We start from the raw sequence: 20,210 nt of genomic DNA, 5'->3' as shown, positions 1-20,210 counted from the left end.
GCTTGAACACTTTCGTTCTGGCGATGTCTCCGAAGGGGAAGACGTGAACAAGGCGCAGCTCGTAGAAGCGATTGCCGACAAACTGGGGGGCCGGCAGCAGGCCGCCGACGCTGTCGACGCGGTCCTGGACGCCCTCGTCCGTGCAGTGGTCTCGGGCGACCGGGTCTCGGTCACCGGCTTCGGCTCCTTCGAGAAGGTCGACCGCCCGGCCCGCTACGCCCGCAACCCCCAGACGGGCGAGCGGGTTCGGGTCAAGAAGACCTCCGTGCCCCGCTTCCGCGCGGGTCAGGGCTTCAAGGACCTGGTGAGCGGCTCGAAGAAGCTCCCGAAGAACGACATCGCGGTCAAGAAGGCCCCCAAGGGCAGCCTGTCCGGCCCGCCGCCCACCATCTCCAAGGCCGCGGGCAAGAAGGCCGCCGCCAAGAAGGCCACGGGAGCCGCGAAGAAGGCCACGGGCGCCGCCAAGAAGACGACCGCGGCGGCGAAGAAGACGACCGCGAAGAAGACCGCGGGCGCGGCGACGGCGAAGAAGGCCCCCGCCAAGAAGTCCCCCGCCAAGAGCACCACGGCGGCGGCGAAGAAGACCACGGCCACGAAGGCCCCCGCGAAGAAGGCGACGGCCAAGAAGGCTCCGGCCAAGAAGTCGACCGCCCGCACGACCACCGCCAAGAAGGCCACCGCCCGCAAGAAGTAGCAGTAGCTGCCGGAGAAGCAGCAGGCCAACAGGCACAGGGGCACTCACGCGCCGGGCCGGACTCCCTCTCGGAGTCCGGCCCGCGGCCTGTCCGGGGTCCGCACCGCCGACACCGCCGATCCCGCGGTGTGGGCGGAACTCCGAGGATCAGAACGTCTGGAGCGTCACCAGCGTGATCCGGTGGTCCGTGCCCGCGCCGTCGGTCTCGATCCGCACCCGCTGTCCGGGCCGCAGCAGTCTCAGGCCCCCCGCGTCGAACGCCGCCGCGTCGAAGGGCACGGGCGTGCCGTCGTCGAGCAGCACCTGCCCGCTGCGGCTTTCCGGGTCGTACGTGTACGCGGTCGCCTGCATGTCGGCAGCCTACTGCCCGGCGATCAGCAACCGCGCCGCCACCGCGGCCGTACGGGGCCCCACCCCCAGCGCCAGCGCGGTGCGCAGATCACCGCCGGTGTCGACGTCCTGCCGTACGGAATCCACCGCGTCGAGGCGCAGTTCCACCGCGCCGGACGCACGGTGGCGGGCCCGTGAATCCGTACCGAAAGCGGGGGCCAATTCTCGATCCGGAGCCGCGGTCAGCAGGGTCGTGCCGATTCCGGCGGCGTCCGGGAGGAAAGCGCGCGGGAATTGTGTGGCCGCCGCCAGTACCAGCGCCAATTCCGCCGGCCGCAGTGCGGGAAGATCGGCGTTGAGCGCGGCCACCGGACTTTCGGGACGGGCCGCCCGTACCGCGGCGGCCCCGTGCAGCAGGGCGGCGTTCAGGCCACCGCCGGGCTCCCCGGGGACGATTGCCGCGCCCAGCGCCGCCAGCTCCCGTCCGGCCCGTGCGTCGTCCGTGACTACTGCCACATCCGCGACCGCCGGGCAGGCCAGCGCGGCCGCCACGGTGTCCTGGGCGAACGCCAGCGCGAGGCCGGGCCGCACCCCGTCGTCCACGGTGTCCGACAGCCTGCTCTTGGCCCGGGCAAGGGGCTTCACGGGTACGACCAAGGTCCACTGCACGAGCGTTCCGTCCTTCTCTCGTCGCCGTCATTGTCACCTGGGGGACCTGGCGGTTCACTCTCCGGGGCGTACGGTGTTCTCGACAGACGGGCGGCCCGGGGCGACACTTGTCCGGCCCCAGGCCCTGGAGGAAAGGTGTCAGCGTGCCCCGCCGCAGAATCGGCTTCTGGTACCGCTTCGCCGCGGTGCTCTGCAAACCGCCGCTCATGGTTCTGATCAAGCGGGACTGGCGGGGAATGGACAACATTCCGGCTGAGGGCGGATTCATCACCGCCGTGAACCACAATTCGCACGTGGATCCCTTCGCGTACGCGCACTACCAGTACAACACCGGGCGCGTCCCGCGATTCCTGGCGAAGAGCGGCCTTTTCAGGAAGGGCTTCCTCGGTGCCGCGATGCGGGGCACCGGGCAGATCCCCGTCTACCGCGAGAGCACGGACGCGCTGAGCGCTTTCCGGGCCGCGATCGACGCCGTGGAGCGCGGCGAGTGCGTCGCCTTCTACCCGGAGGGCACCCTCACCCGCGACCCGGACGGCTGGCCGATGACCGCCAAGACCGGTGCCGCGCGGGTCGCGCTGCAGACCAGGTGCCCCGTGATCCCGGTCGCCCAGTGGGGCTGCAACGAACTGCTGCCGCCGTATGCCAGGAAGCCCAGCATCCTCCCGCGCAAGACCCACCACGTGCAGGCGGGCCCGCCGGTCGACCTGTCGCGGTTCTACGGCCAGGAGATGACCGCGGAGGTGCTGAAGGAGGCCACGGAGGTCATCATGGCCGCCGTCACCCGCCAGCTGGAGGAGATCCGCGGCGAGAAGGCGCCCGAAACCCCCTACGACCCGCGCCGGGAGCGGATCGAGCAGCGCCGCCGGACGCAGGCGCAGACACAGACACGGACGACGCGGGCGCACACGCAGGGACCGCAGGCAGAAGGGCAGAGCACGTGAACAAGCCCGTCAAGGCGGCAGTCTTCGGCACCGGATCATGGGGTACGGCTTTCGGCGCGGTCCTCGCCGACGCGGGGTGCGACGTCACCCTGTGGGGGCGCCGCCCCGCACTCGCCGACGCAGTCAACTCCACCCGGACCAACCCGGACTACCTGCCCGGCGTCGAACTCCCCGCGAACCTGCGGGCCACCACCGACGCCGCCGAGGCCGCGAGGGACGCCGACTTCACCGTCCTCGCCGTCCCGTCGCAGACACTGCGCGCCAACCTCGCCGACTGGACGCCGCTGCTGGCGCCCGGCACGGTCCTGGTGTCGCTGATGAAGGGCGTCGAACTCGGCTCCGCGATGCGGATGAGCGAGGTGATCGACGACGTCGCCAAGGTCGGCGTCGAGCGCATCGCCGTGGTCACCGGGCCCAACCTGGCCCGGGAGATCGCCGCCCGCATGCCGGCCGCCGCCGTGGTCGCCTGCCCCGACGAAGCCGTCGCCCAGCGGCTCCAGACCGCCTGCCACACGCCGTACTTCCGCCCGTACACCAACACCGACGTCATCGGCTGCGAACTCGGCGGCGCCGTCAAGAACGTGATCGGGCTGGCCGTGGGCATCGCGGACGGCATGGGCCTCGGTGACAACGCCAAGGGGTCCCTCATCACGCGCGGCCTCGCAGAGACCACGCGTCTCGGGGTCGCCCTGGGCGCCGACCCGCTGACCTTCTCCGGACTGGCCGGTCTCGGCGACCTGGTCGCGACCTGTTCCTCGCCGCTGTCCCGCAACCACACCTTCGGCACCAACCTCGGCAAGGGCATGACCCTGCAGGAGACCATCGCGGTCACCAGGCAGACCGCCGAGGGCGTCAAGTCCTGCGAGTCCGTACTGGATCTGGCCCGCAGGCACGGCGTCGACATGCCGATCGCCGAGACGGTCGTCGGCATCGTGCACGAGGGCAAGCCCCCGGTGGTCGCGCTCAAGGAGCTGATGTCGCGCAGCGCGAAGCCGGAACGACGCTGAGCGACGCCGAGCGGCGCCGGAACGGAACCTGGACACCGACCCGCGCCACGCGGCCCCGGGGACGCTGTGTCGGGGCCCTACGGGCGGGTACCCTCGACGCGATATGAGCACCGAGAACCTCCCCCAGAGCCCCGAGCAGCCGCCTCGCAAACCGCGTGTGGCCGTCGTGTTCGGCGGGCGCAGTTCCGAACACGGGATCTCCGTGGTCACGGCCGGCGCCGTCCTCGCGGCCATCGACCGGACGAAGTACGACGTCCTGCCGATCGGCATCACCCGGGACGGCCGCTGGGCCCTCACCGCCGACGAACCGGAACGCATGGCGATCACCGAACGCCGTACCCCCGACGTCGAGGAACTGGCCGAGTCGACCGAGGGCGGCGTGGTGCTGCCCGTCGACCCCGGCAACCGCGAGGTCGTCTACAGCGAACCCGGCTCGGTGCCCAAGGCGCTGGGCGAGGTCGACGTCGTCTTCCCCGTGCTGCACGGCCCTTACGGCGAGGACGGCACCCTCCAGGGCCTGCTGGAGCTGTCCGGTGTGCCCTACGTCGGCGCGGGCGTGCTCGCCTCGGCCGTCGGCCAGGACAAGGAGTACATGAAGGCCGTGTTCACGTCCTACGGGCTGAAGGTCGGCCCGTACGTGGTGATCCGCCCCCGCGAGTGGGAGCAGGACCGTTCCGGCGCCCGGGAGAAGGTCGTCGGTTTCGCCGGCGAGCACGGCTGGCCGCTGTTCGTGAAGCCCGCGCGCGCCGGCTCCTCGATCGGCATCACCAAGGTCGACGACCTCTCCGGACTCGACGAGGCGATCGAGGAGGCGCGGCGTCACGACCCGAAGATCCTCGTGGAGGCAGCGCTGCGCGGCCGGGAGATCGAGTGCGGGGTGCTGGAGTTCGAGGACGGCCCCCGCGCCTCCGTCCCCGCGGAGATCCCGCCGCCCTCGGAGCACGCGTACTACGACTTCGAGGCCAAGTACATCGACTCCACTCCCGGCATCGTCCCCGCCCCGCTGACGCCGCAGGAGACCGCCGGGATCCAGCGGCTCGCCGTGGCGGCGTTCGACGCGGCCTCCTGCGAGGGGCTGGTGCGCGCGGACTTCTTCCTCACCGAGGACGGCGAGTTCGTCATCAACGAGATCAACACCATGCCCGGCTTCACTCCGATCTCCATGTACCCGCAGATGTGGCAGGCGAGCGGTGTGAGCTACCCGGAGCTGGTGGACCGGCTGGTCCAGGCGGCGCTGCGGCGGTCCACGGGACTGCGCTGACGGCCCGTCCGGCGCACCACGACGAAGGCGATCCCCTCGGGGATCGCCTTCGTCACGACCGGTGGGAATCCGCACCTCCTCCGAGGGACTCCCCCGCCCCGCAGCGCAGTATGATCAGCGGGTTTCCCCAGCCCGCCTCCTGCCGGCGGCAGCGCCGTGTCCGGGTTCCGCGACAGCTTGGTGACCTCGCGCCCGGGCCGGAACCGCCACCGACTCGCTGTCGTCTGCTGAGGGAGCAGCCTGCGGCGGCGATCAGCAGTGCGAGTGAGAGTGGGTGGAAGGGGGCTAGAGATGAACGACCGGACAGGTCAGGGTGCGGGTGATGCCGTCCACTTGCTGGACCTTGGCAACCACCATGCGACCCAGGTCGTCGACGGTGTCGGACTGGGCGCGGACGATGACATCGTAGGGTCCTGTCACGTCCTCGGCCTGGATCACTCCAGGGATCTTGCTGATCGTCTCGGCGACGGTCGACGCTTTGCCGACCTCCGTCTGGATCAGGATGTACGCCTGTACCACGGAACCTCCAGAGCGGCCACGAGGATCATGTGGGGAAAAGGAACGCCACGGTATCGCGTCGCCGCTCTCCGCGGGGAGACCTGCGGGGTACGGACCTCGCGCGCCGGGGTGCCGCGATGACGCGAGTCGACGATCACGCCGACCGCGGCGCCGGTCGTTTCGACCGTAACGAGGACACAGATGACGCGCGACCGGGCACGGACAGGGACAGGGACAGAAGGGGAGCCAAGTCGATGAAGGGCACTGTTGGTGAGCTCGGGGAGTTCGGGCTCATCAGGGAGCTCACCTCCCGTCTCACCACCACCCCGGCGGTCCGGGTCGGCCCCGGCGACGACGCAGCCGTGGTCGCCGCGCCCGACCGCAGGGTGGTGGCCAGCACCGACATCCTGGTGGAGGGGCGGCACTTCCGCCGTGACTGGTCCACCGCGTACGACGTGGGCCGCAAGGCGGCGGCGCAGAACCTGGCCGACATCGCGGCCATGGGCGCGGTGCCGACCGCGCTGCTGCTCGGCCTGGTGGTGCCCGCCGAACTGCCGGTGGCCTGGCCGACCGAACTGATGGACGGGCTGCGCGACGAGTGCCAGGTCGCCGGCGCCTCCGTGGTCGGCGGCGACGTGGTGCGCGGCGACACGATCACCGTCTCCATCACCGCGCTGGGCGACCTGCGCAACCAGGAGCCCGTCACCCGCGGCGGCGCCCGGCCCGGCGACCTGGTCGCGGTGACCGGCTGGCTCGGCTGGTCCGCGGCCGGGTTCGCCGTGCTGTCCCGGGGCTTCCGTTCGCCGCGTGCCTTCGTCGAGGCCCACCGCCGGCCGGAGCCGCCGTACCACGCGGGTCCGGCCGCGGCGGGCCTCGGCGCCACCGCGATGTGTGACGTGAGCGACGGGCTGATCGCCGATCTGAGCCACATCGCCGAGGCCAGCAAGGTCAGGATCGACATCCGCTCCGGGCAGATCGACATCCCGTCCCAGATGAACGACATCGGCCAGGCCGTCGGCGTCGACCCCATGCAGTGGGTGCTCACCGGGGGAGAGGACCACGCGATCGTGGCCACCTTCCCGCCCGACGTGAAGCTGCCCGCCCGCTGGAAGGTCATCGGCGAGGTCCTCAATCCCTCGGCCCTGCCCCAGGTGACCGTCGACGGGGCGCCCTGGACCAGCAAGGGCGGCTGGGACCACTTCGGCGAGGATGTGGAGTCATGAGCCGGCCCCTGCCCCTCCCTCTCGTGCTCACCGTCGCCGGCTCCGACTCCGGCGGCGGCGCCGGCATCCAGGCCGACCTGAAGACGATGCTCGCCCTCGGCACGCACGGCATGAGCGTGCTCACCGCGGTGACCGCGCAGAACTCCCTCGGCGTGCAGGGCGCCTGGGAACTGCCCGTGGAGGCGGTGCGGGCCCAGTACCGCAGCGTCGTGGACGACATCGGCGTCCAGGCGGTCAAGACCGGGATGCTCTCCTCGGCCGAACTGGTCGAGACGGTCGCCGAACTGATCGGCGACACCGACGCCCCGGCCGTCGTCGACCCGGTCGGCGTCTCCAAGCACGGGGACGCGCTGCTCGCCGCGTCCGCGCTGGACTCCGTACGCACCAAGCTGCTGCCGGTGGCGACCGTCGCCACGCCGAACCTCGACGAGGTCGGGCAACTCACCGGCGTACGGGTCGAGACCGACACCGATCTGCGCCGCGCGGCGGCGGCCGTGCTGGAGTACGGGCCGCGCTGGGTCCTGATCAAGGGCGGCCATCTGCGCGGCGACGCCGTGGACCTGCTCACCGACGGCTCCGAGGTGCACTGGCTGCGCGCCCCGCGCCTGGACAACCGGCACACCCACGGCACGGGCTGCACCCTCGCGTCGGCCGTGGCCTGCGGACTGGCGAAGGGGTGGACGGTGCCGGAGGCGGTCGCGGCGGCCAAGGAGTACGTCACCGGGGCGATCGCGGCCGGGTTCGCGCTCGGCGGCGGCATCGGTCCGGTGGACCACGGCTGGGCGCTCGGGCGGCGGGACCACGGCTGAGCGCCCGCGGGAGCGGCGAGGCGCGGCGTGGGCCGGACCGCCCTGCCGCGCCAGGTTTCCGGTACGGCAAAAAGCCGGCCCACCCGAGGTGGACCGGCTTAGTGCAGCGGACCAGGCAGTGGCCGCGCGCTCAGCTGACGCGTCAGCGCGAGACCTTCCCGGCCTTGATGCACGAGGTGCAAGCGTTCACGCGCTTCGGCGTCCCGCCGACCACGGTACGCACACGCTGGATGTTCGGGTTCCAGCGACGGGACGTACGGCGGTGCGAGTGCGAGATGTTGTTGCCGAAGCTCGGCCCCTTGCCACAGACGTCGCAGTTGGCAGCCACGGGTCACTCCAAAGACTTCAGATGCACTTACGGTTGACCCCGGCATGCCGGGATCAAGGTTCCGGAGTCGCGAACGGTCCGGTATCTGAGTGGCGGTGCCAGGGGGGGGAGCCCGATCGGGATCGGGCAACCGGAGCAGCATACAACGGCTGCTCCCGTACAACGAAACTACCACGGCAGCTCAGGGGCCCGCCCCGGCCCACTTCCGGTGGGCGCCGTCCCAAGGTCTACGCTGCCTGCCACGTTCAGCAGCTCAGGGAGGCGCAGGTGGCGCAGGTGCCGCAGAGGTTCTTCGACGCTCTGGCGGTGCGCACCTGGTGCGGTCTGTCGCTGCGCGCGCTGGGACGGGCGCGCGAGGAGATCGACGCGATCAACGTCTATCCGGTCGCGGACGGGGACACCGGCACGAACCTGTATCTGACCGTCGAGTCGGCCGTCGCGGCGGTGGAGGCGGTGTTCGCGGCGCACGCGGTGGGCGACGGAGAGCCGGACGACGGAGAGCCGGACGACGGCGACGGGCCCTCGCTGGCCGACGCCGTGGGCGCCATGGCACACGGCGCGCTGATCGGCGCGCGGGGCAACTCCGGGACGATCCTCGCGCAACTGCTGCGCGGCATGGCCCAGGTGCTCACCGCCGGGGGTGAGCACGCTCACACCGATGGTTCGGGTCTGCGGCTGGCGCTGCGGCACGCGGCGGACTCCGCCCGGCAGGCCGTGGCCCACCCGGTCGAGGGCACCGTCCTGACCGTCGCCTCGGCCGCCGCCGACGCGGCCGAAGAGGTGGCCGACGGCGCCGACGACGCCGGGGGTACCGAGGGCGACTGTGCGGCGGTGGCCCGCGCGGCCTACGAGGGAGCCCGCGTGGCACTCGCCGAGACCCCGGGCCGGCTGCCCGTGCTGGAGCGCGCGGGAGTGGTCGACGCCGGCGGACAGGGCCTGGTGACGGTGCTCGCGGCCCTGGTGGAGACGTTCACGGGCCGGGCGGAGGCGTTCACGGGCCGGGCGGAGGCGTTCACGGGCCGGGCGCCGGCGCCCGGAGCGATCCCCGTGCGGCACGGGCGCGGGGAGTACGGCGGCGAGGCCCCCGCGGAGAAGTGCGCCGCGGGGGAGGGCGACGACAGCGGCCCGGCCTTCGAGGTGATCTACCTCCTGGAGGCCGGGGGCGAGGCCGTGGCACGGCTGAGGCGGCGGCTCGACGCCCTCGGGGACTCGCTCGTCGTGGTCGGCGGCGACGGGCTGTGGAACGTCCACGTGCACGTCGACGACGCGGGCGCGGCCGTGGAGGCGGGAGTCGAGGCCGGGCGGCCCTACCGGATCCGCATCACCCACTTCGGTCACGGCGACGCGCACACCACCGCGGCCGAGAGCCCGCCCCGCGAACGCGCCCAGCGCGCCGTGGTGGCCGTCGTACCGGGTGAGGGACTGGCCGGGCTGTACGCCGAGGCCGGAGCGACCACCGTGCTCGCACGCCCCGGGGAGCCGCCCGCGAGCGGGGAACTCGTCCACGCCGTACGGCGTGCGCACGCGCGCGAGGTCGTGCTGCTGCCCAACGACGCCGAACTGCGCCACACCGCCGCCGCGGCGGCCGAGCAGGCCCGCACCGAAGGTGTCCGGATCGCCCTGATCCCGACCCGCTCGGCGGTCCAGGGCATCGCGGCCCTCGCCGTGCACGAACCCGAGCGGCGCTTCGACGAGGACGTGGTGGCGATGACCTCGGCGGCCGGCGCGACCCGCCACGCCGAGGTCACCGTCGCCGAACGCCAGTCCTGGACCACGGCCGGCATCTGCCAGGCCGGCGACGTACTCGGCCTCGTCGACGGCGACGTGGCCGTCATCGGGACGGACGTCACGGAGGTCGCCGCGACCGTCCTGGACCGCATGCTCGCGGCCGGCGGCGAGCTGGTCACCCTCGTCCTCGGCGACGAGGCCCCCGAGACCGTCACCGTTCACCTGGAGGCCCGCGTCCGCGAGGCGTACCTCGCCGTCGACACGGTGGTCTACCGGGGCGGCCGGCAGGGCGCGCTGCTGCTGATCGGCGTGGAGTGACGCGTCCGGCAGCGCCGGATTCCCGGGAGGTATGGGGCCATTGTCAGTGGCGTGGTGTGCAATGGATCTCGTGCCCGCACTGCGAGAACCCCTGAAGAAGGTCCTCGGCCCCGCCACCGCGAAGGTGATGGCCGAGCACCTCGGCCTGTACACCGTCGGCGACCTCCTCCACCACTACCCCCGGAGATACGAGGAGCGTGGCCAGCTCACCCACCTCGCCGACCTGCCCATGGACGAGCACGTCACGGTGGTGGCCCAGGTCGCCGACGCCCGCCTGCACACCTTCGCCTCGTCGAAGGCCCCGCGCGGCAAGGGCCAGCGGCTCGAGGTGACCATCACGGACGGCAGTGGCCGCCTCCAGCTGGTCTTCTTCGGTCACGGCGTCCACAAGCCCCACAAGGAGCTGTTGCCGGGCACCCGTGCGATGTTCGCGGGCAAAGTCTCCGTCTTCAACCGTCGCCTGCAACTGGCCCACCCGGCATACGAGTTGCTGCGAGGCGGTGACGGCGACGGAGCCGACAGCGTCGAATCCTGGGCGGGCGCCCTCATCCCCCTCTACCCGGCCACCGCCAAGCTGGAGTCCTGGAAGATCGGCAAGGCGATCCAGACGGTGCTGCCCAGCGCGCAGGAGGCCGTCGACCCCCTCACCGACTCCCTGCGCGAGGGCCGCGGCCTGGTCTCCCTCCCCGAGGCCCTCCTGAAGATCCACCGCCCGCACACCAAGGCGGACATCGACGACGCCCGCGCCCGCCTGAAGTGGGACGAGGCCTTCGTCCTCCAGGTCGCCCTCGCCCGCCGCCGCCACGCCGAGACCCAGCTCCCCGCCGTCCCCAGGAAACCGATCCCGGACGGCCTGCTCACGGCCTTCGACGACCGCCTCCCCTTCACCCTCACCGACGGCCAGCAGAAGGTCTCCCGGGAGATCTTCGACGACCTCGCCACCGACCACCCGATGCACCGGCTGCTCCAGGGCGAGGTCGGATCGGGAAAGACGATGGTGGCCCTGCGCGCCATGCTCGCGGTCGTCGACGCGGGCGGTCAGGCCGTGATGCTGGCGCCCACCGAGGTACTGGCCCAGCAACACCACCGGTCCGTCGTCGAGATGATGGGGGAGCTGGCCCAGGGCGGGATGCTCGGCGGCGCCGAACACGCCACCAAGGTGGTGCTGCTCACCGGGTCCATGGGCGCCGCCGCCCGCCGCCACGCACTGCTCGACCTGGCCACCGGCGAGGCCGGCATCGTCATCGGCACCCACGCGCTGATCGAGGACAAGGTCCAGTTCCACGACCTCGGCCTGGTCGTCGTCGACGAGCAGCACCGCTTCGGCGTCGAACAGCGCGACGCCCTGCGCGGCAAGGGCAAACAGCCGCCGCACCTGCTCGTCATGACCGCCACGCCCATCCCGCGCACCGTCGCCATGACCGTCTTCGGCGACCTGGAGACCTCCGTCCTGGACCAGCTCCCGGCCGGCCGGTCCCCGATCGCCAGCCATGTCGTCCCGGCCGCCGACAAACCGCACTTCCTCGCCCGCGCGTGGGAACGGGTCCGGGAGGAGGTGTCCAACGGCCACCAGGCGTACGTCGTCTGCCCGCGCATCGGCGACGAGGACGACGCCCCGAAGAAGAACTCCAAGCAGCCCTCCGAGGGCGACGCCGACAAGCGACCCCCGCTCGCCGTCCTCGACGTCGCCGAGCACCTCGCGAAAGGCCCGCTGCAAGGCCTCAAGGTCGAGGTCCTGCACGGCCGGATGCAGCCCGACGACAAGGACGCGGTGATGCGCCGCTTCGCCGCCGGGGAGACCGACGTCCTGGTCGCCACCACCGTCATCGAGGTCGGCGTCAACGTCCCCAACGCCACCGCGATGGTGATCATGGACGCCGACCGCTTCGGCGTCTCCCAGCTCCACCAGCTGCGCGGCCGGGTCGGCCGGGGCTCCGCCCCGGGGCTGTGCCTGCTGGTCTCCGAGATGCCCGAGGCGAGCCCGGCACGGCAGCGGCTCAACTCCGTCGCCGGCACCCTCGACGGCTTCGAGCTCTCCCGCATCGACCTCGAACAGCGTCGCGAGGGCGACGTCCTGGGCCAGGCCCAGTCCGGCGCCCGCACCTCCCTGCGCGTCCTCGCCGTCATCGAGGACGAGGAGATCATCGCCGAGGCGCGTCAGGAGGCGGCGGCGGTGGTGACCGCCGATCCGGAGCTGACCGGCCTGCCCGGTCTGCGGACGGCCCTGGACGCGCTCCTGGACGAGGAGAGGGAGCAGTACCTGGAGAAGGGCTGAGAGACTGGGAACGGACACCGTCCCTCCACCCGAGCACGCCGAGCACACCGACGCCGAGCACACCGACAAGGACCCAGAGATGACCCGCGTGATCGCCGGCAAGGCCGGCGGACGCCGCCTCACCGTTCCGCCGGGGACCGGCACCCGACCCACCTCCGACCGCGCGCGCGAGGGCCTCTTCTCCACCTGGCAGTCCCTGCTCGGCGGCCCGCTGAACGGCGAGCGGGTCCTCGACCTGTACGCCGGTTCCGGTGCCGTCGGCCTGGAGGCGCTGTCCCGCGGCGCGGGGCACGTCCTGCTCGTCGAGGCCGACGCCCGCGCCGCCCGTACGGTCCGGGACAACGTCAGGGCCCTCGGCCTGCCCGGCGCCGAGGTCCGGGCTGGCAAAGCGGAACAGATCATCCGCACCCCGGCCCCGGCCGAGCCGTACGACATCGTCTTCCTGGACCCGCCGTACGCCGTCACGGACGACGATCTCCGCGAGATCCTCCTCACACTCCGCTCGGAGGGGTGGCTCACCGGGGAAGCGCTCGTCACCGTGGAGCGCAGCACCAGGGGCGGCGACTTCCGCTGGCCGCACGGCTTCGACGCGATCCGGTCCCGTCGCTACGGCGAGGGAACGTTTTGGTACGGTCACGCCGCCTCTACGTGCGAAGACGCACGATGACCGGACCGGAGAGCGAGGGAACTCAAGTGCGCCGCGCCGTCTGTCCCGGGTCGTTCGACCCGATTACCAACGGACATCTCGACATCATCGCCCGGGCCTCCAGTCTCTATGACGAGGTCTACGTCGCCGTGATGATCAACCAGGCCAAGAAGGGCCTGTTCGAGATCGAGGAGCGGATCGACCTCATCCGCCAGGTCACCGCCGAGTACGGGAACGTGCGCGTGGAGTCCTTCCACGGCCTCCTCGTCGACTTCTGCAAGCAGCGCGAGATCCCGGCCATCGTCAAGGGCCTGCGCGCGGTGAGCGACTTCGACTACGAGCTGCAGATGGCCCAGATGAACAACGGCCTCTCGGGCGTCGAGACCCTGTTCATCCCGACGAACCCCACTTACAGCTTCCTGTCGTCCTCCCTGGTCAAAGAGGTCGCGACCTGGGGCGGCGACGTCTCCCACCTGGTGCCGCCGCTGGTCCTCGACGTGCTCTCCGAGCGCCTGAAGCAGGACTGAGCCCACCCCGCGCGGCTCCCGGAGGCTGACAAAGCGTCACCCGGTGTCCCCCGGACACCCCAGGGTCGTACAGTCGTCCCGTCCGTCTCCAACACAGCTGTAGAGAGTGGCGAGCACACGGTGGACGTGCAGAAGAAGCTCGAAGAGATCACCGCGATGGTCTCCGGCGCCCGCGCCATGCCCATGTCGGCCTCGTGCGTGATCAACCGCGCCGATCTGCTCTCGATTCTGGAAGAGCTGCGTGCCGAGCTGCCCGGTTCCCTCGCCCAGGCCCAGGAGCTGATCGGCGACCGGGAGCAGATGGTCGCGCAGGCCCGTCAGGAGGCCGACCGGATCATCGAGGGCGCGCACGCCGAGCGCGGTTCCCTGATCGCCGACACCGAGGTTGCCCGCCGCTCCCAGGCCGAGGCCGACCGCATCCTCACCGAAGCCCGCCAGGAGGCCGAAGAGGTACGCGCCGAGGCCGACGACTACGTCGACTCCAAGCTCGCCAACTTCGAGGTCGTCCTCACCAAGACCCTCGGCTCGGTCGGCCGGGGCCGCGAGAAGCTCCTCGGCACCGGACCCGGCCTCGACGAGAACGGCTACGAGGACGAGGACGCCCCCGAGCGCAGCCACGACCCGGAGATCCTGCGCCGCGACGCCGACACCTACGTCGACTCCAAGCTCGGTGCCTTCGAGGCCGTACTGGCCAAGACCCTGGACGCGGTCGGCCGGGGCCGCCAGAAGCTGCACGGCCGGATCGCCACGGACGACCTCGGCGCCCTCGCGGACGACATGACCACCGTCCAGCACTCCAGCGACGCGGACTACCTCGCGGGCCTCTCCGACGCCCCCTCCGGACCGCCCAGGCAGCGGGAGTACGGCGAGCAGCAGCCGGCGGCGGCGCAGGCACCGGCGCGGGCACCGGCACCGGCACCGGCACAGGTACCGGCACAGGTCGTGCCGGAGATGCCGTCGCAGCAGCCCGCGTACGGCTACGCCCAGCAGCAGGCCGACCCCTACGCCGCCTACCAGCAGACCTACGACGGCGGTCAGCAGGACCCGTACGGCTACGCGCAGCAGACAGCGGACCCGTACGCCTACCAGTACGACCCCCAGCAGCAGGCGTACGACGGCGGCCGGCAGGACTACGCACAGCCCCAGCAGCCGCCGCAGCCCCAGCAGCCGCCGCAGCCCCAGCATGCCCCGCAGGCCCAGCAGCAGGCCCTCGACGAGGCCAGCCTCTTCGACACCAGCATGATCAGCGCCGAGCAGCTGAGGGCCTACGAACAGGGGCGCGGTCTCTGACCCGCGCACCCGCTCCCGGGCCGGATTGGGCCGAGAGCGAATGGTCCAGTATCCTGGCTCTTCGGTCGCGTGTACGTCCGCGATCGCCGCTGCCCGGGAACACCGGAGGGCGGCACCCCCAAGCTACGAAAGACCGAAAGCAGGAATGGTTCTGAACGCGCGCCTCGACCACCGAAACCCTCTCGTGTTCGACACGCACGAGCTGGGACGGCGGCCCGGTGCGCTCCAGCGCCTGACCCGCACGGTCGACGCTCCCAAGGACTTCGGTATCCAGGGAGTCATCGGAGTGCCGGAAGGCGCCCCGGTGGAACTCGATCTCCGGCTCGAGTCGGTCATGGAAGGGGTGCTCGTCACAGGCACCGCCCGTGCCAAGGCCAAGGGGGAGTGCGTAAGGTGTCTGGAGCCGCTCGAGCAGCAGCTTGTGGCGGACTTCCAGGAGATGTTCTCGTACCCTGACGCCGACGACCGGGGCCGCCCTGCGGCGGAACCGGGCGACGACGCCGAGGACGACGAGGACAGGCTCTTCGTCGAGGACGGACTGATCGGCCTCGAACCCGTGCTGCGCGACGCGGTGGTGCTCGCACTGCCGATGCAGCCGGTGTGCCAGGAAGACTGCCCGGGTCTGTGCTCCGAGTGCGGAGTACGCCTGGCGGACGACCCGGACCACCATCACGATGCCGTCGACATTCGTTGGGCGGCTTTGCAGGGACTCGCCGGTTCACTCGGAGACGGCGAGAAGGACGAGATGAGCGGCGCCGAACCTGGCGTCGACGAGAAGCAGGAGAAGTAGCCGTGGCTGTTCCGAAGCGGAAGATGTCGCGCAGCAACACGCGCCACCGCCGGTCGCAGTGGAAGGCTGCGGTCCCCACCCTGGTTGCGTGCGAGCGCTGCCACGAGCCCAAGCTGCAGCACATCGCGTGCCCGTCTTGCGGCACTTACAACAAGCGCCAGGTCCTCGAGGTCTGAGCGGCTGGTGAGAGGCACTGTGTCAGTCCCCAAGAAGGCGGAAGTCGCCAAGGCGGACCCACCCGCCAAGAAGAAGGCGGACACCCAGGCCTCGTCCCACAGGCTTCTGGAAGGGCGGCTCGGCTATCAGCTCGAGTCCGCCCTTCTGGTGCGTGCACTGACTCACCGTTCCTACGCGTACGAGAACGGCGGCCTGCCGACGAACGAGCGGCTGGAGTTCCTCGGAGACTCCGTCCTCGGCCTCGTCGTCACGGACACGCTGTACCGAACCCACCCCGACCTGCCCGAAGGCCAGCTGGCCAAGTTGCGGGCCGCGGTGGTCAACTCGCGTGCGCTGGCTCAGGTGGGCCGTGGGCTCGACCTCGGCTCCTTCATCCGGCTCGGCCGCGGTGAAGAGGGCACGGGTGGCCGGGACAAGGCGTCCATCCTCGCCGACACCCTTGAAGCGGTGATCGGCGCGGTCTATCTCGACCAGGGCCTCGACGCGGCCTCCGAACTGGTACACCGCCTGTTCGACCCGCTGATCGAGAAGTCCTCGAACCTCGGTGCCGGCCTGGACTGGAAGACCAGTCTCCAGGAGCTCACCGCGACCGAAGGGCTCGGCGTCCCCGAGTACCTGGTCACGGAGACCGGCCCGGACCACGAGAAGACCTTCACTGCTGCCGCCCGCGTCGGAGGCGTCTCGTACGGCACCGGCACCGGCCGCAGCAAGAAGGAGGCGGAGCAGCAGGCCGCGGAATCCGCGTGGCGGTCCATCCGGGCCGCGGCGGACGAGCGAGCCAAGGTGACCGCAGCGGAAGCGACGGCCCAGCCGGCCGCCGAAGAAGCGGCCACGCCGATCGCCGACGCCCCGTCGGCCTCTGCCTGATCCGCCGATCCGTCGGGTCTGCCTGATCCGACGATCCGTCCGCCCGTCGGATCCGTCCGACTCGTCGCACGTCCCGAACGCCCGTCCCGCTCCAGGGGCGGGCGTTCGGCTCGTCCACCGGCCCACCCGAGGGGATGCCATGCCCGAGTTGCCCGAGGTCGAGGTCGTACGGCGCGGCCTGGAGCGCTGGGTCGCCCACCGGACCGTCGCCGACGCCGAGGTGCTGCACCCGCGCGCGGTACGCCGGCACATCGCCGGCGCCGACGACTTCGCCGACCGCCTGAAGGGTCACCGCGTCGGTACGGCCGACCGCCGAGGCAAGTACCTGTGGCTGCCACTGGAGGACACCGGCCAGGCGATCCTGGCGCACCTCGGCATGAGCGGTCAGCTGCTGGTCCAGCCGCACGAGGCGCCGACCGAGAAACACCTGCGCGTCCGAGTCCGCTTCACCGACGACCGGCCCACCGAACTCCGCTTCGTGGACCAGCGCACCTTCGGCGGCCTGTCCCTGCACGCCACCACCCCCGACGGACTGCCCGACGTCATCGCGCACATCGCCCGCGACCCCCTCGACCCGCTCTTCGACGACGAGGCGTTCCACCTCGCGCTGCGCCGCAAGCGCACCACGATCAAGCGGGCCCTGCTCGACCAGTCACTGATCAGCGGCGTGGGCAACATCTACGCGGACGAGGCCCTGTGGCGCTCCCGCCTGCACTACGAGCGCCCCACGACGACCTTCACCCGTCCCCGCACCGCCGAACTCCTCGGCCACGTCCGCGACGTGATGAACGCGGCCCTCGCCGTGGGCGGCACCAGCTTCGACAGCCTCTACGTCAACGTGAACGGCGAGTCCGGCTACTTCGACCGGTCGCTCGACGCGTACGGACGGGAAGGCCTGCCCTGCCGCCGCTGTGCCACGCCGATGCGCCGCCGGCCCTGGATGAACCGCTCCAGCTACTTCTGTCCGAAGTGCCAGCGGGCGCCGAGGATCACACCGTAGGTGCCTGCCCCGCGTCATACCGCTCGCGTGACGCCAGCACCTCGTCCATCCGCCCCTGCACGCACTGGATGAGCGCGCTCAGCCGCTCGGCCACCTCGCGTCCCAGTGCCGTGAGCTCGTAGTCCACGCGGGGCGGATTGGTGGGCTGGGCCTCGCGGTGCACCAGGCCGTCGCGCTCCAGCGCGTGCAGCGTCTGGGCCAGCATCTTCTCGCTGACGCCGTCGACGCGGCGCCGCAGTTCGTTGAACCGGAACGAGCTCTCGTACAGCGCGCCGAGAGTCAGCGCGCCCCAGCGCCCGGTAACGTGCTCCAGGGTGCCGCGCGAGGGACAGTCCCGGGAGAACACGTCGTACGGGAGGTCCTGCTCCTCCGTGCGCTCCTGCGTGGTCGACATAGGACCAGCGTACGTGAGCGCAGCGCTGCCCCGAAGGTCGCGCCGAGCGAGGGAGAGCGCTGCCCGGGGGTGGCTAGTAGCCGAAGTTCTGGGTCCACCAGGGGCCGCCGGAGCCGAAGTGGACGCCGACGCCCAGGGTCTGGAAGTCGCAGTTCAGGATGTTGGCCTTGTGGCCCGGGCTGTCCATCCAGGCGTCCATCACGGCCTGGGCGTCGGCCTGTCCGCGGGCTATGTTCTCGCCCCCGAGGCCGCTTATCCCGGCCGCCTCGGCCCGGTCCCAGGGCGTCGCGCCGCTGGGGTCGGTGTGGTCGAAGAAGCCCTCGGCGGCCATCGCCTCGCTGAAGTCCTCGGCCAGTTCGCGCAGCGCGCTGTTCGCGGCCACCGGGCTGCAGCCCACCTTGGCACGCTCGTCGTTGACGAGCTTGAGAACCTGGGCCTGGGCGACGGTCTGCTCCGACGCGGCGGCGGGCGCGCCGGGCCGCTGGGGCTCCTCGGCGGCCGGACTCGACGGCGTGGGCTTCGGCTTCGCGCTGGGAGTCCTCTCGCGCTTCTCCGTCTTCGACGGGGTCTCGGCCGGGGCGGCGGGCTTCGACGCCGATGCCGAGGGGGAGGACGTGGACGGCGAGGGGGAGGAGGAGTCGGACGAGGAGGAGTCGGAGGCCCCCGAGCGGTCGGGTGAGTCGGAGGAGCCGGCGGGCGAGGAGGACCGGTCGGTGCCACGGCCCGTGAGGGCCTCGCCGCCGCGACCGGCGTCGGCGCTGCCGGAGGTGCCGCCCTGCTCGGACGGGGTGTTCGGCGGGGCGTCCTGGGACTGTACCCGGTCACCACCGCCCCCGCCCCCGCCGATCCGGTAGTTGTCGAGGCCGGGCACCGCACCCGTGGCCACCGCCACCGTGCCGATGGCGACCGCGGCGGAGACACCGAGCAGCCCCGTGCGGACGGGAGTGGCGGCCTTCTTCCTGCGGCGGCGCCTTCCCGAGGGTCCCGCGTGCTCCGGCCCGTCGGCGGGGGTGAACCCGCCACTGGGGAAGGCGACAGTGCGTCCGGCCTGCGGGCGGGCGTCGGACCCGTCGCCGTCCGGGCCGTCCGGTGCGAACAGGTAGGCGTCGCTCTTCGCCCGGACCTCGGCATACGCCTCGGGGTTCAGATAGGGCGCGATCCCCATCGTGGGGCGGTCATCCGCGTCCGGCGACCGCGGATCGCGGTCCCGGCCGACCGCACCGTCCGTCTGATGGCTCCCCGCGGCGCGGCCCGTGGCGGCGCGGCCGGCGGCGGAGCGTCGGTGGCGTCCCATGTACTGGCCTTCCTCGTCCTCGTCCTCGTCCTCGCGCTGGACGTGTCCTCGCGGTCGACGTGTCCTCAAGATCAACACGGAACTCACACGATGGAGTGAGTTTCAGGTGAGTTTCATTGGGTGGGGACGGTACCGCATGGTGCAAGGGGGTGAAGTGCCCGGCGAGACATTGACTGGTTAGGTTGCAGTCATGAGTGAGGATGTACGGCTGGTCGCGTGGGTGCGCGGACAGGTCCAGGGCGTGGGTTTCCGCTGGTTCACGCGGGCCAGGGCGCTGGAACTCGGCGGGATGAGTGGTTTTGCTCTCAATTTGGCCGACGGGCGTGTCCAGGTCGTCGCGGAGGGCCCGCGCGAACGCTGCGAGGGGCTGCTCGACTGGCTGCGCAGTGACGACACGCCCGGACGTGTGGACGGTGTGACCGAGATCTGGGACACACCCCGCGGGGGTTACGAGGGCTTCGCCATCCGCTGACGCCGGGTCGTGCCGAGGACCCCGGCGCCCGGCCCGACCGTCTCCGGAAGGGTGTCCACAGGGGAAACGGGCAGGTGGTTGCCAAGAACGGCCTGTCGTGGCACGCTCCGCACGCAGGATGATCGCCACGCCCCCAGGGGCCCGCAGGAATCGCCGCGTCGCTGTTCGCAGGCCGTGTGCGCCCGGGTGCCCGCCGATACGGGGCGTGATCGTGTTGACCGTCAAACTTTTTGGTGAGACGCTGAAAGCCCCGCGCACCTTAGCTGTTTGGCATGGTTGAACGGCAGGAAAAACTCCAAAGTGCCAAGCACCGCGGGTGCGATTCCCTCACGACCCACACCGCTTCGGTCGGTCACTCATTGTGGAGGACCATCCATCATGGCAAAGGCGCTTCTCGGTTACGTCGGCGGCTCCGACCCTCGACTCCTCGCCGAGATGCGACGGCTCCAGCAGCGCGTCCAGGACCTGGAATCCGAGCTCGGACGGATCCAGGCGGAGAACGACGCGCTGGCGGCTGCCGCTTCTCACGACAGGATCATGGAGAGCGTTGACGCACACCAGGCGGAGCCTGCGCTCACCTGATCACTGCTGATCCATCTGATCACTGCACCGCACCACTACGGCACGGCAGTGGTTGGGCACGCCTGTACAACCGCTCAGGTGTCAGAGTCT

The 20,210-nt window shown here is 71.3% G+C and carries 23 protein-coding genes; 17 read left to right on the top strand and 6 right to left on the bottom strand.

The window, feature by feature from the left end:
* Positions 1–43: 43 nt before the first annotated feature.
* Complete coding sequence (locus tag ABEA26_RS27740; RefSeq protein ID WP_345596090.1) at positions 44–694, top strand: HU family DNA-binding protein; 651 nt, start codon at positions 44–46, stop codon at positions 692–694.
* A gap of 147 nt (positions 695–841) precedes the next feature.
* On the opposite strand, the gene ABEA26_RS27735 is transcribed toward ABEA26_RS27740, so the two are convergent.
* Together ABEA26_RS27735 and cofC are read right to left on the bottom strand one after the other, a co-directional pair.
* A complete protein-coding gene (locus tag ABEA26_RS27735; protein ID WP_345596088.1) occupies positions 842–1,045 on the bottom strand; it encodes a hypothetical protein in 204 nt (67 codons plus the stop codon).
* 9 nt (positions 1,046–1,054) lie between these two features.
* Positions 1,055–1,693: a 2-phospho-L-lactate guanylyltransferase gene (cofC, locus tag ABEA26_RS27730; protein WP_345596087.1), complete on the bottom strand. Its 639-nt coding sequence runs from the start codon at positions 1,691–1,693 to the stop codon at positions 1,055–1,057.
* Between the two features lie 143 nt (positions 1,694–1,836).
* Here cofC and ABEA26_RS27725 point away from each other — a divergent pair, with 143 nt between their 5' ends.
* From ABEA26_RS27725 to ABEA26_RS27715, 3 genes are all read left to right on the top strand, one after another.
* The gene (locus ABEA26_RS27725) at positions 1,837–2,634 is read left to right on the top strand and encodes a lysophospholipid acyltransferase family protein (RefSeq protein ID WP_345596086.1); all 798 of its coding nucleotides are present in this window, start codon (positions 1,837–1,839) and stop codon (positions 2,632–2,634) included.
* Entirely contained in the window at positions 2,631–3,641 is a 1,011-nt protein-coding gene (locus ABEA26_RS27720; protein ID WP_345596085.1) for an NAD(P)H-dependent glycerol-3-phosphate dehydrogenase, read from the top strand. The genes ABEA26_RS27725 and ABEA26_RS27720 overlap by 4 nt, the downstream gene beginning before the upstream one ends.
* Positions 3,642–3,744: 103 nt before the next feature.
* On the top strand, positions 3,745–4,902 hold the full coding sequence (locus tag ABEA26_RS27715) for a D-alanine--D-alanine ligase family protein (protein ID WP_345596084.1): 1,158 nt from the start codon (positions 3,745–3,747) through the stop codon (positions 4,900–4,902).
* A gap of 285 nt (positions 4,903–5,187) precedes the next feature.
* Here ABEA26_RS27715 and ABEA26_RS27710 read toward each other — a convergent pair whose 3' ends face one another.
* Positions 5,188–5,421: an Lrp/AsnC family transcriptional regulator gene (locus tag ABEA26_RS27710; protein WP_053137604.1), complete on the bottom strand. Its 234-nt coding sequence runs from the start codon at positions 5,419–5,421 to the stop codon at positions 5,188–5,190.
* 233 nt (positions 5,422–5,654) lie between these two features.
* On the opposite strand from ABEA26_RS27710, the gene ABEA26_RS27705 reads away from it, so the two are divergent.
* Positions 5,655–6,623, top strand: coding sequence for a thiamine-phosphate kinase (locus tag ABEA26_RS27705; protein ID WP_279561922.1), 969 nt, complete (start codon positions 5,655–5,657; stop codon positions 6,621–6,623).
* A complete protein-coding gene (gene thiD / locus ABEA26_RS27700) occupies positions 6,620–7,432 on the top strand; it encodes a bifunctional hydroxymethylpyrimidine kinase/phosphomethylpyrimidine kinase (protein ID WP_345596083.1) in 813 nt (270 codons plus the stop codon). The genes ABEA26_RS27705 and thiD overlap by 4 nt, the downstream gene beginning before the upstream one ends.
* A 142-nt stretch (positions 7,433–7,574) precedes the next feature.
* Here thiD and rpmB read toward each other — a convergent pair whose 3' ends face one another.
* Complete coding sequence (gene rpmB / locus ABEA26_RS27695; RefSeq protein ID WP_013000438.1) at positions 7,575–7,760, bottom strand: 50S ribosomal protein L28; 186 nt, start codon at positions 7,758–7,760, stop codon at positions 7,575–7,577.
* A gap of 267 nt (positions 7,761–8,027) precedes the next feature.
* Here rpmB and ABEA26_RS27690 point away from each other — a divergent pair, with 267 nt between their 5' ends.
* The 9 genes from ABEA26_RS27690 (at position 8,028) to mutM (ending at position 17,378) form a co-directional block, all read left to right on the top strand.
* The gene (locus ABEA26_RS27690; RefSeq protein ID WP_345596082.1) at positions 8,028–9,806 is read left to right on the top strand and encodes a DAK2 domain-containing protein; all 1,779 of its coding nucleotides are present in this window, start codon (positions 8,028–8,030) and stop codon (positions 9,804–9,806) included.
* A gap of 61 nt (positions 9,807–9,867) precedes the next feature.
* Positions 9,868–12,081, top strand: a complete 2,214-nt coding sequence (gene recG, locus ABEA26_RS27685) for an ATP-dependent DNA helicase RecG (protein WP_345596081.1) — start codon at positions 9,868–9,870, stop codon at positions 12,079–12,081.
* Between the two features lie 79 nt (positions 12,082–12,160).
* Positions 12,161–12,748, top strand: a complete 588-nt coding sequence (gene rsmD, locus ABEA26_RS27680; RefSeq protein ID WP_345596080.1) for a 16S rRNA (guanine(966)-N(2))-methyltransferase RsmD — start codon at positions 12,161–12,163, stop codon at positions 12,746–12,748.
* Positions 12,749–12,774: 26 nt separating this feature from the next.
* Entirely contained in the window at positions 12,775–13,254 is a 480-nt protein-coding gene (gene coaD, locus ABEA26_RS27675) for a pantetheine-phosphate adenylyltransferase (RefSeq protein ID WP_345596079.1), read from the top strand.
* 120 nt (positions 13,255–13,374) lie between these two features.
* Positions 13,375–14,544, top strand: a complete 1,170-nt coding sequence (locus tag ABEA26_RS27670) for an ATP synthase F0 subunit B (protein ID WP_345596078.1) — start codon at positions 13,375–13,377, stop codon at positions 14,542–14,544.
* Positions 14,545–14,689: 145 nt separating this feature from the next.
* Positions 14,690–15,334, top strand: coding sequence for a YceD family protein (locus tag ABEA26_RS27665; protein ID WP_345596077.1), 645 nt, complete (start codon positions 14,690–14,692; stop codon positions 15,332–15,334).
* A gap of 2 nt (positions 15,335–15,336) precedes the next feature.
* The gene (gene rpmF, locus ABEA26_RS27660; protein ID WP_007493396.1) at positions 15,337–15,510 is read left to right on the top strand and encodes a 50S ribosomal protein L32; all 174 of its coding nucleotides are present in this window, start codon (positions 15,337–15,339) and stop codon (positions 15,508–15,510) included.
* A gap of 7 nt (positions 15,511–15,517) precedes the next feature.
* Positions 15,518–16,378 carry a ribonuclease III gene (rnc, locus tag ABEA26_RS27655; RefSeq protein WP_345596076.1) on the top strand — a complete coding sequence of 287 codons (861 nt, stop codon included), beginning with the start codon at positions 15,518–15,520 and terminating at the stop codon, positions 16,376–16,378.
* A gap of 139 nt (positions 16,379–16,517) precedes the next feature.
* Positions 16,518–17,378, top strand: a complete 861-nt coding sequence (gene mutM / locus ABEA26_RS27650; RefSeq protein WP_345596075.1) for a bifunctional DNA-formamidopyrimidine glycosylase/DNA-(apurinic or apyrimidinic site) lyase — start codon at positions 16,518–16,520, stop codon at positions 17,376–17,378.
* On the opposite strand, the gene ABEA26_RS27645 is transcribed toward mutM, so the two are convergent.
* Both ABEA26_RS27645 and ABEA26_RS27640 read right to left on the bottom strand, forming a co-directional pair.
* Complete coding sequence (locus tag ABEA26_RS27645; protein ID WP_345596074.1) at positions 17,368–17,772, bottom strand: winged helix-turn-helix transcriptional regulator; 405 nt, start codon at positions 17,770–17,772, stop codon at positions 17,368–17,370. The two genes, mutM and ABEA26_RS27645, sit on opposite strands and share 11 nt — an antisense overlap.
* Before the next feature lie 73 nt (positions 17,773–17,845).
* Positions 17,846–19,066: a CAP domain-containing protein gene (locus ABEA26_RS27640; protein ID WP_345596089.1), complete on the bottom strand. Its 1,221-nt coding sequence runs from the start codon at positions 19,064–19,066 to the stop codon at positions 17,846–17,848.
* Between the two features lie 190 nt (positions 19,067–19,256).
* On the opposite strand from ABEA26_RS27640, the gene ABEA26_RS27635 reads away from it, so the two are divergent.
* Positions 19,257–19,538 (top strand): acylphosphatase, encoded by a 282-nt coding sequence (locus tag ABEA26_RS27635; RefSeq protein WP_345596073.1) that lies wholly within the window; start codon positions 19,257–19,259, stop codon positions 19,536–19,538.
* 378 nt (positions 19,539–19,916) lie between these two features.
* Positions 19,917–20,120, top strand: a complete 204-nt coding sequence (locus ABEA26_RS27630) for a hypothetical protein (RefSeq protein ID WP_228898360.1) — start codon at positions 19,917–19,919, stop codon at positions 20,118–20,120.
* Positions 20,121–20,210 lie beyond the last annotated feature (90 nt).

This window comes from Streptomyces marokkonensis, from assembly GCF_039539045.1.
Taxonomy (GTDB): domain Bacteria; phylum Actinomycetota; class Actinomycetes; order Streptomycetales; family Streptomycetaceae; genus Streptomyces; species Streptomyces marokkonensis.
This window is presented reverse-complemented; position numbering and strand designations above follow the sequence as displayed.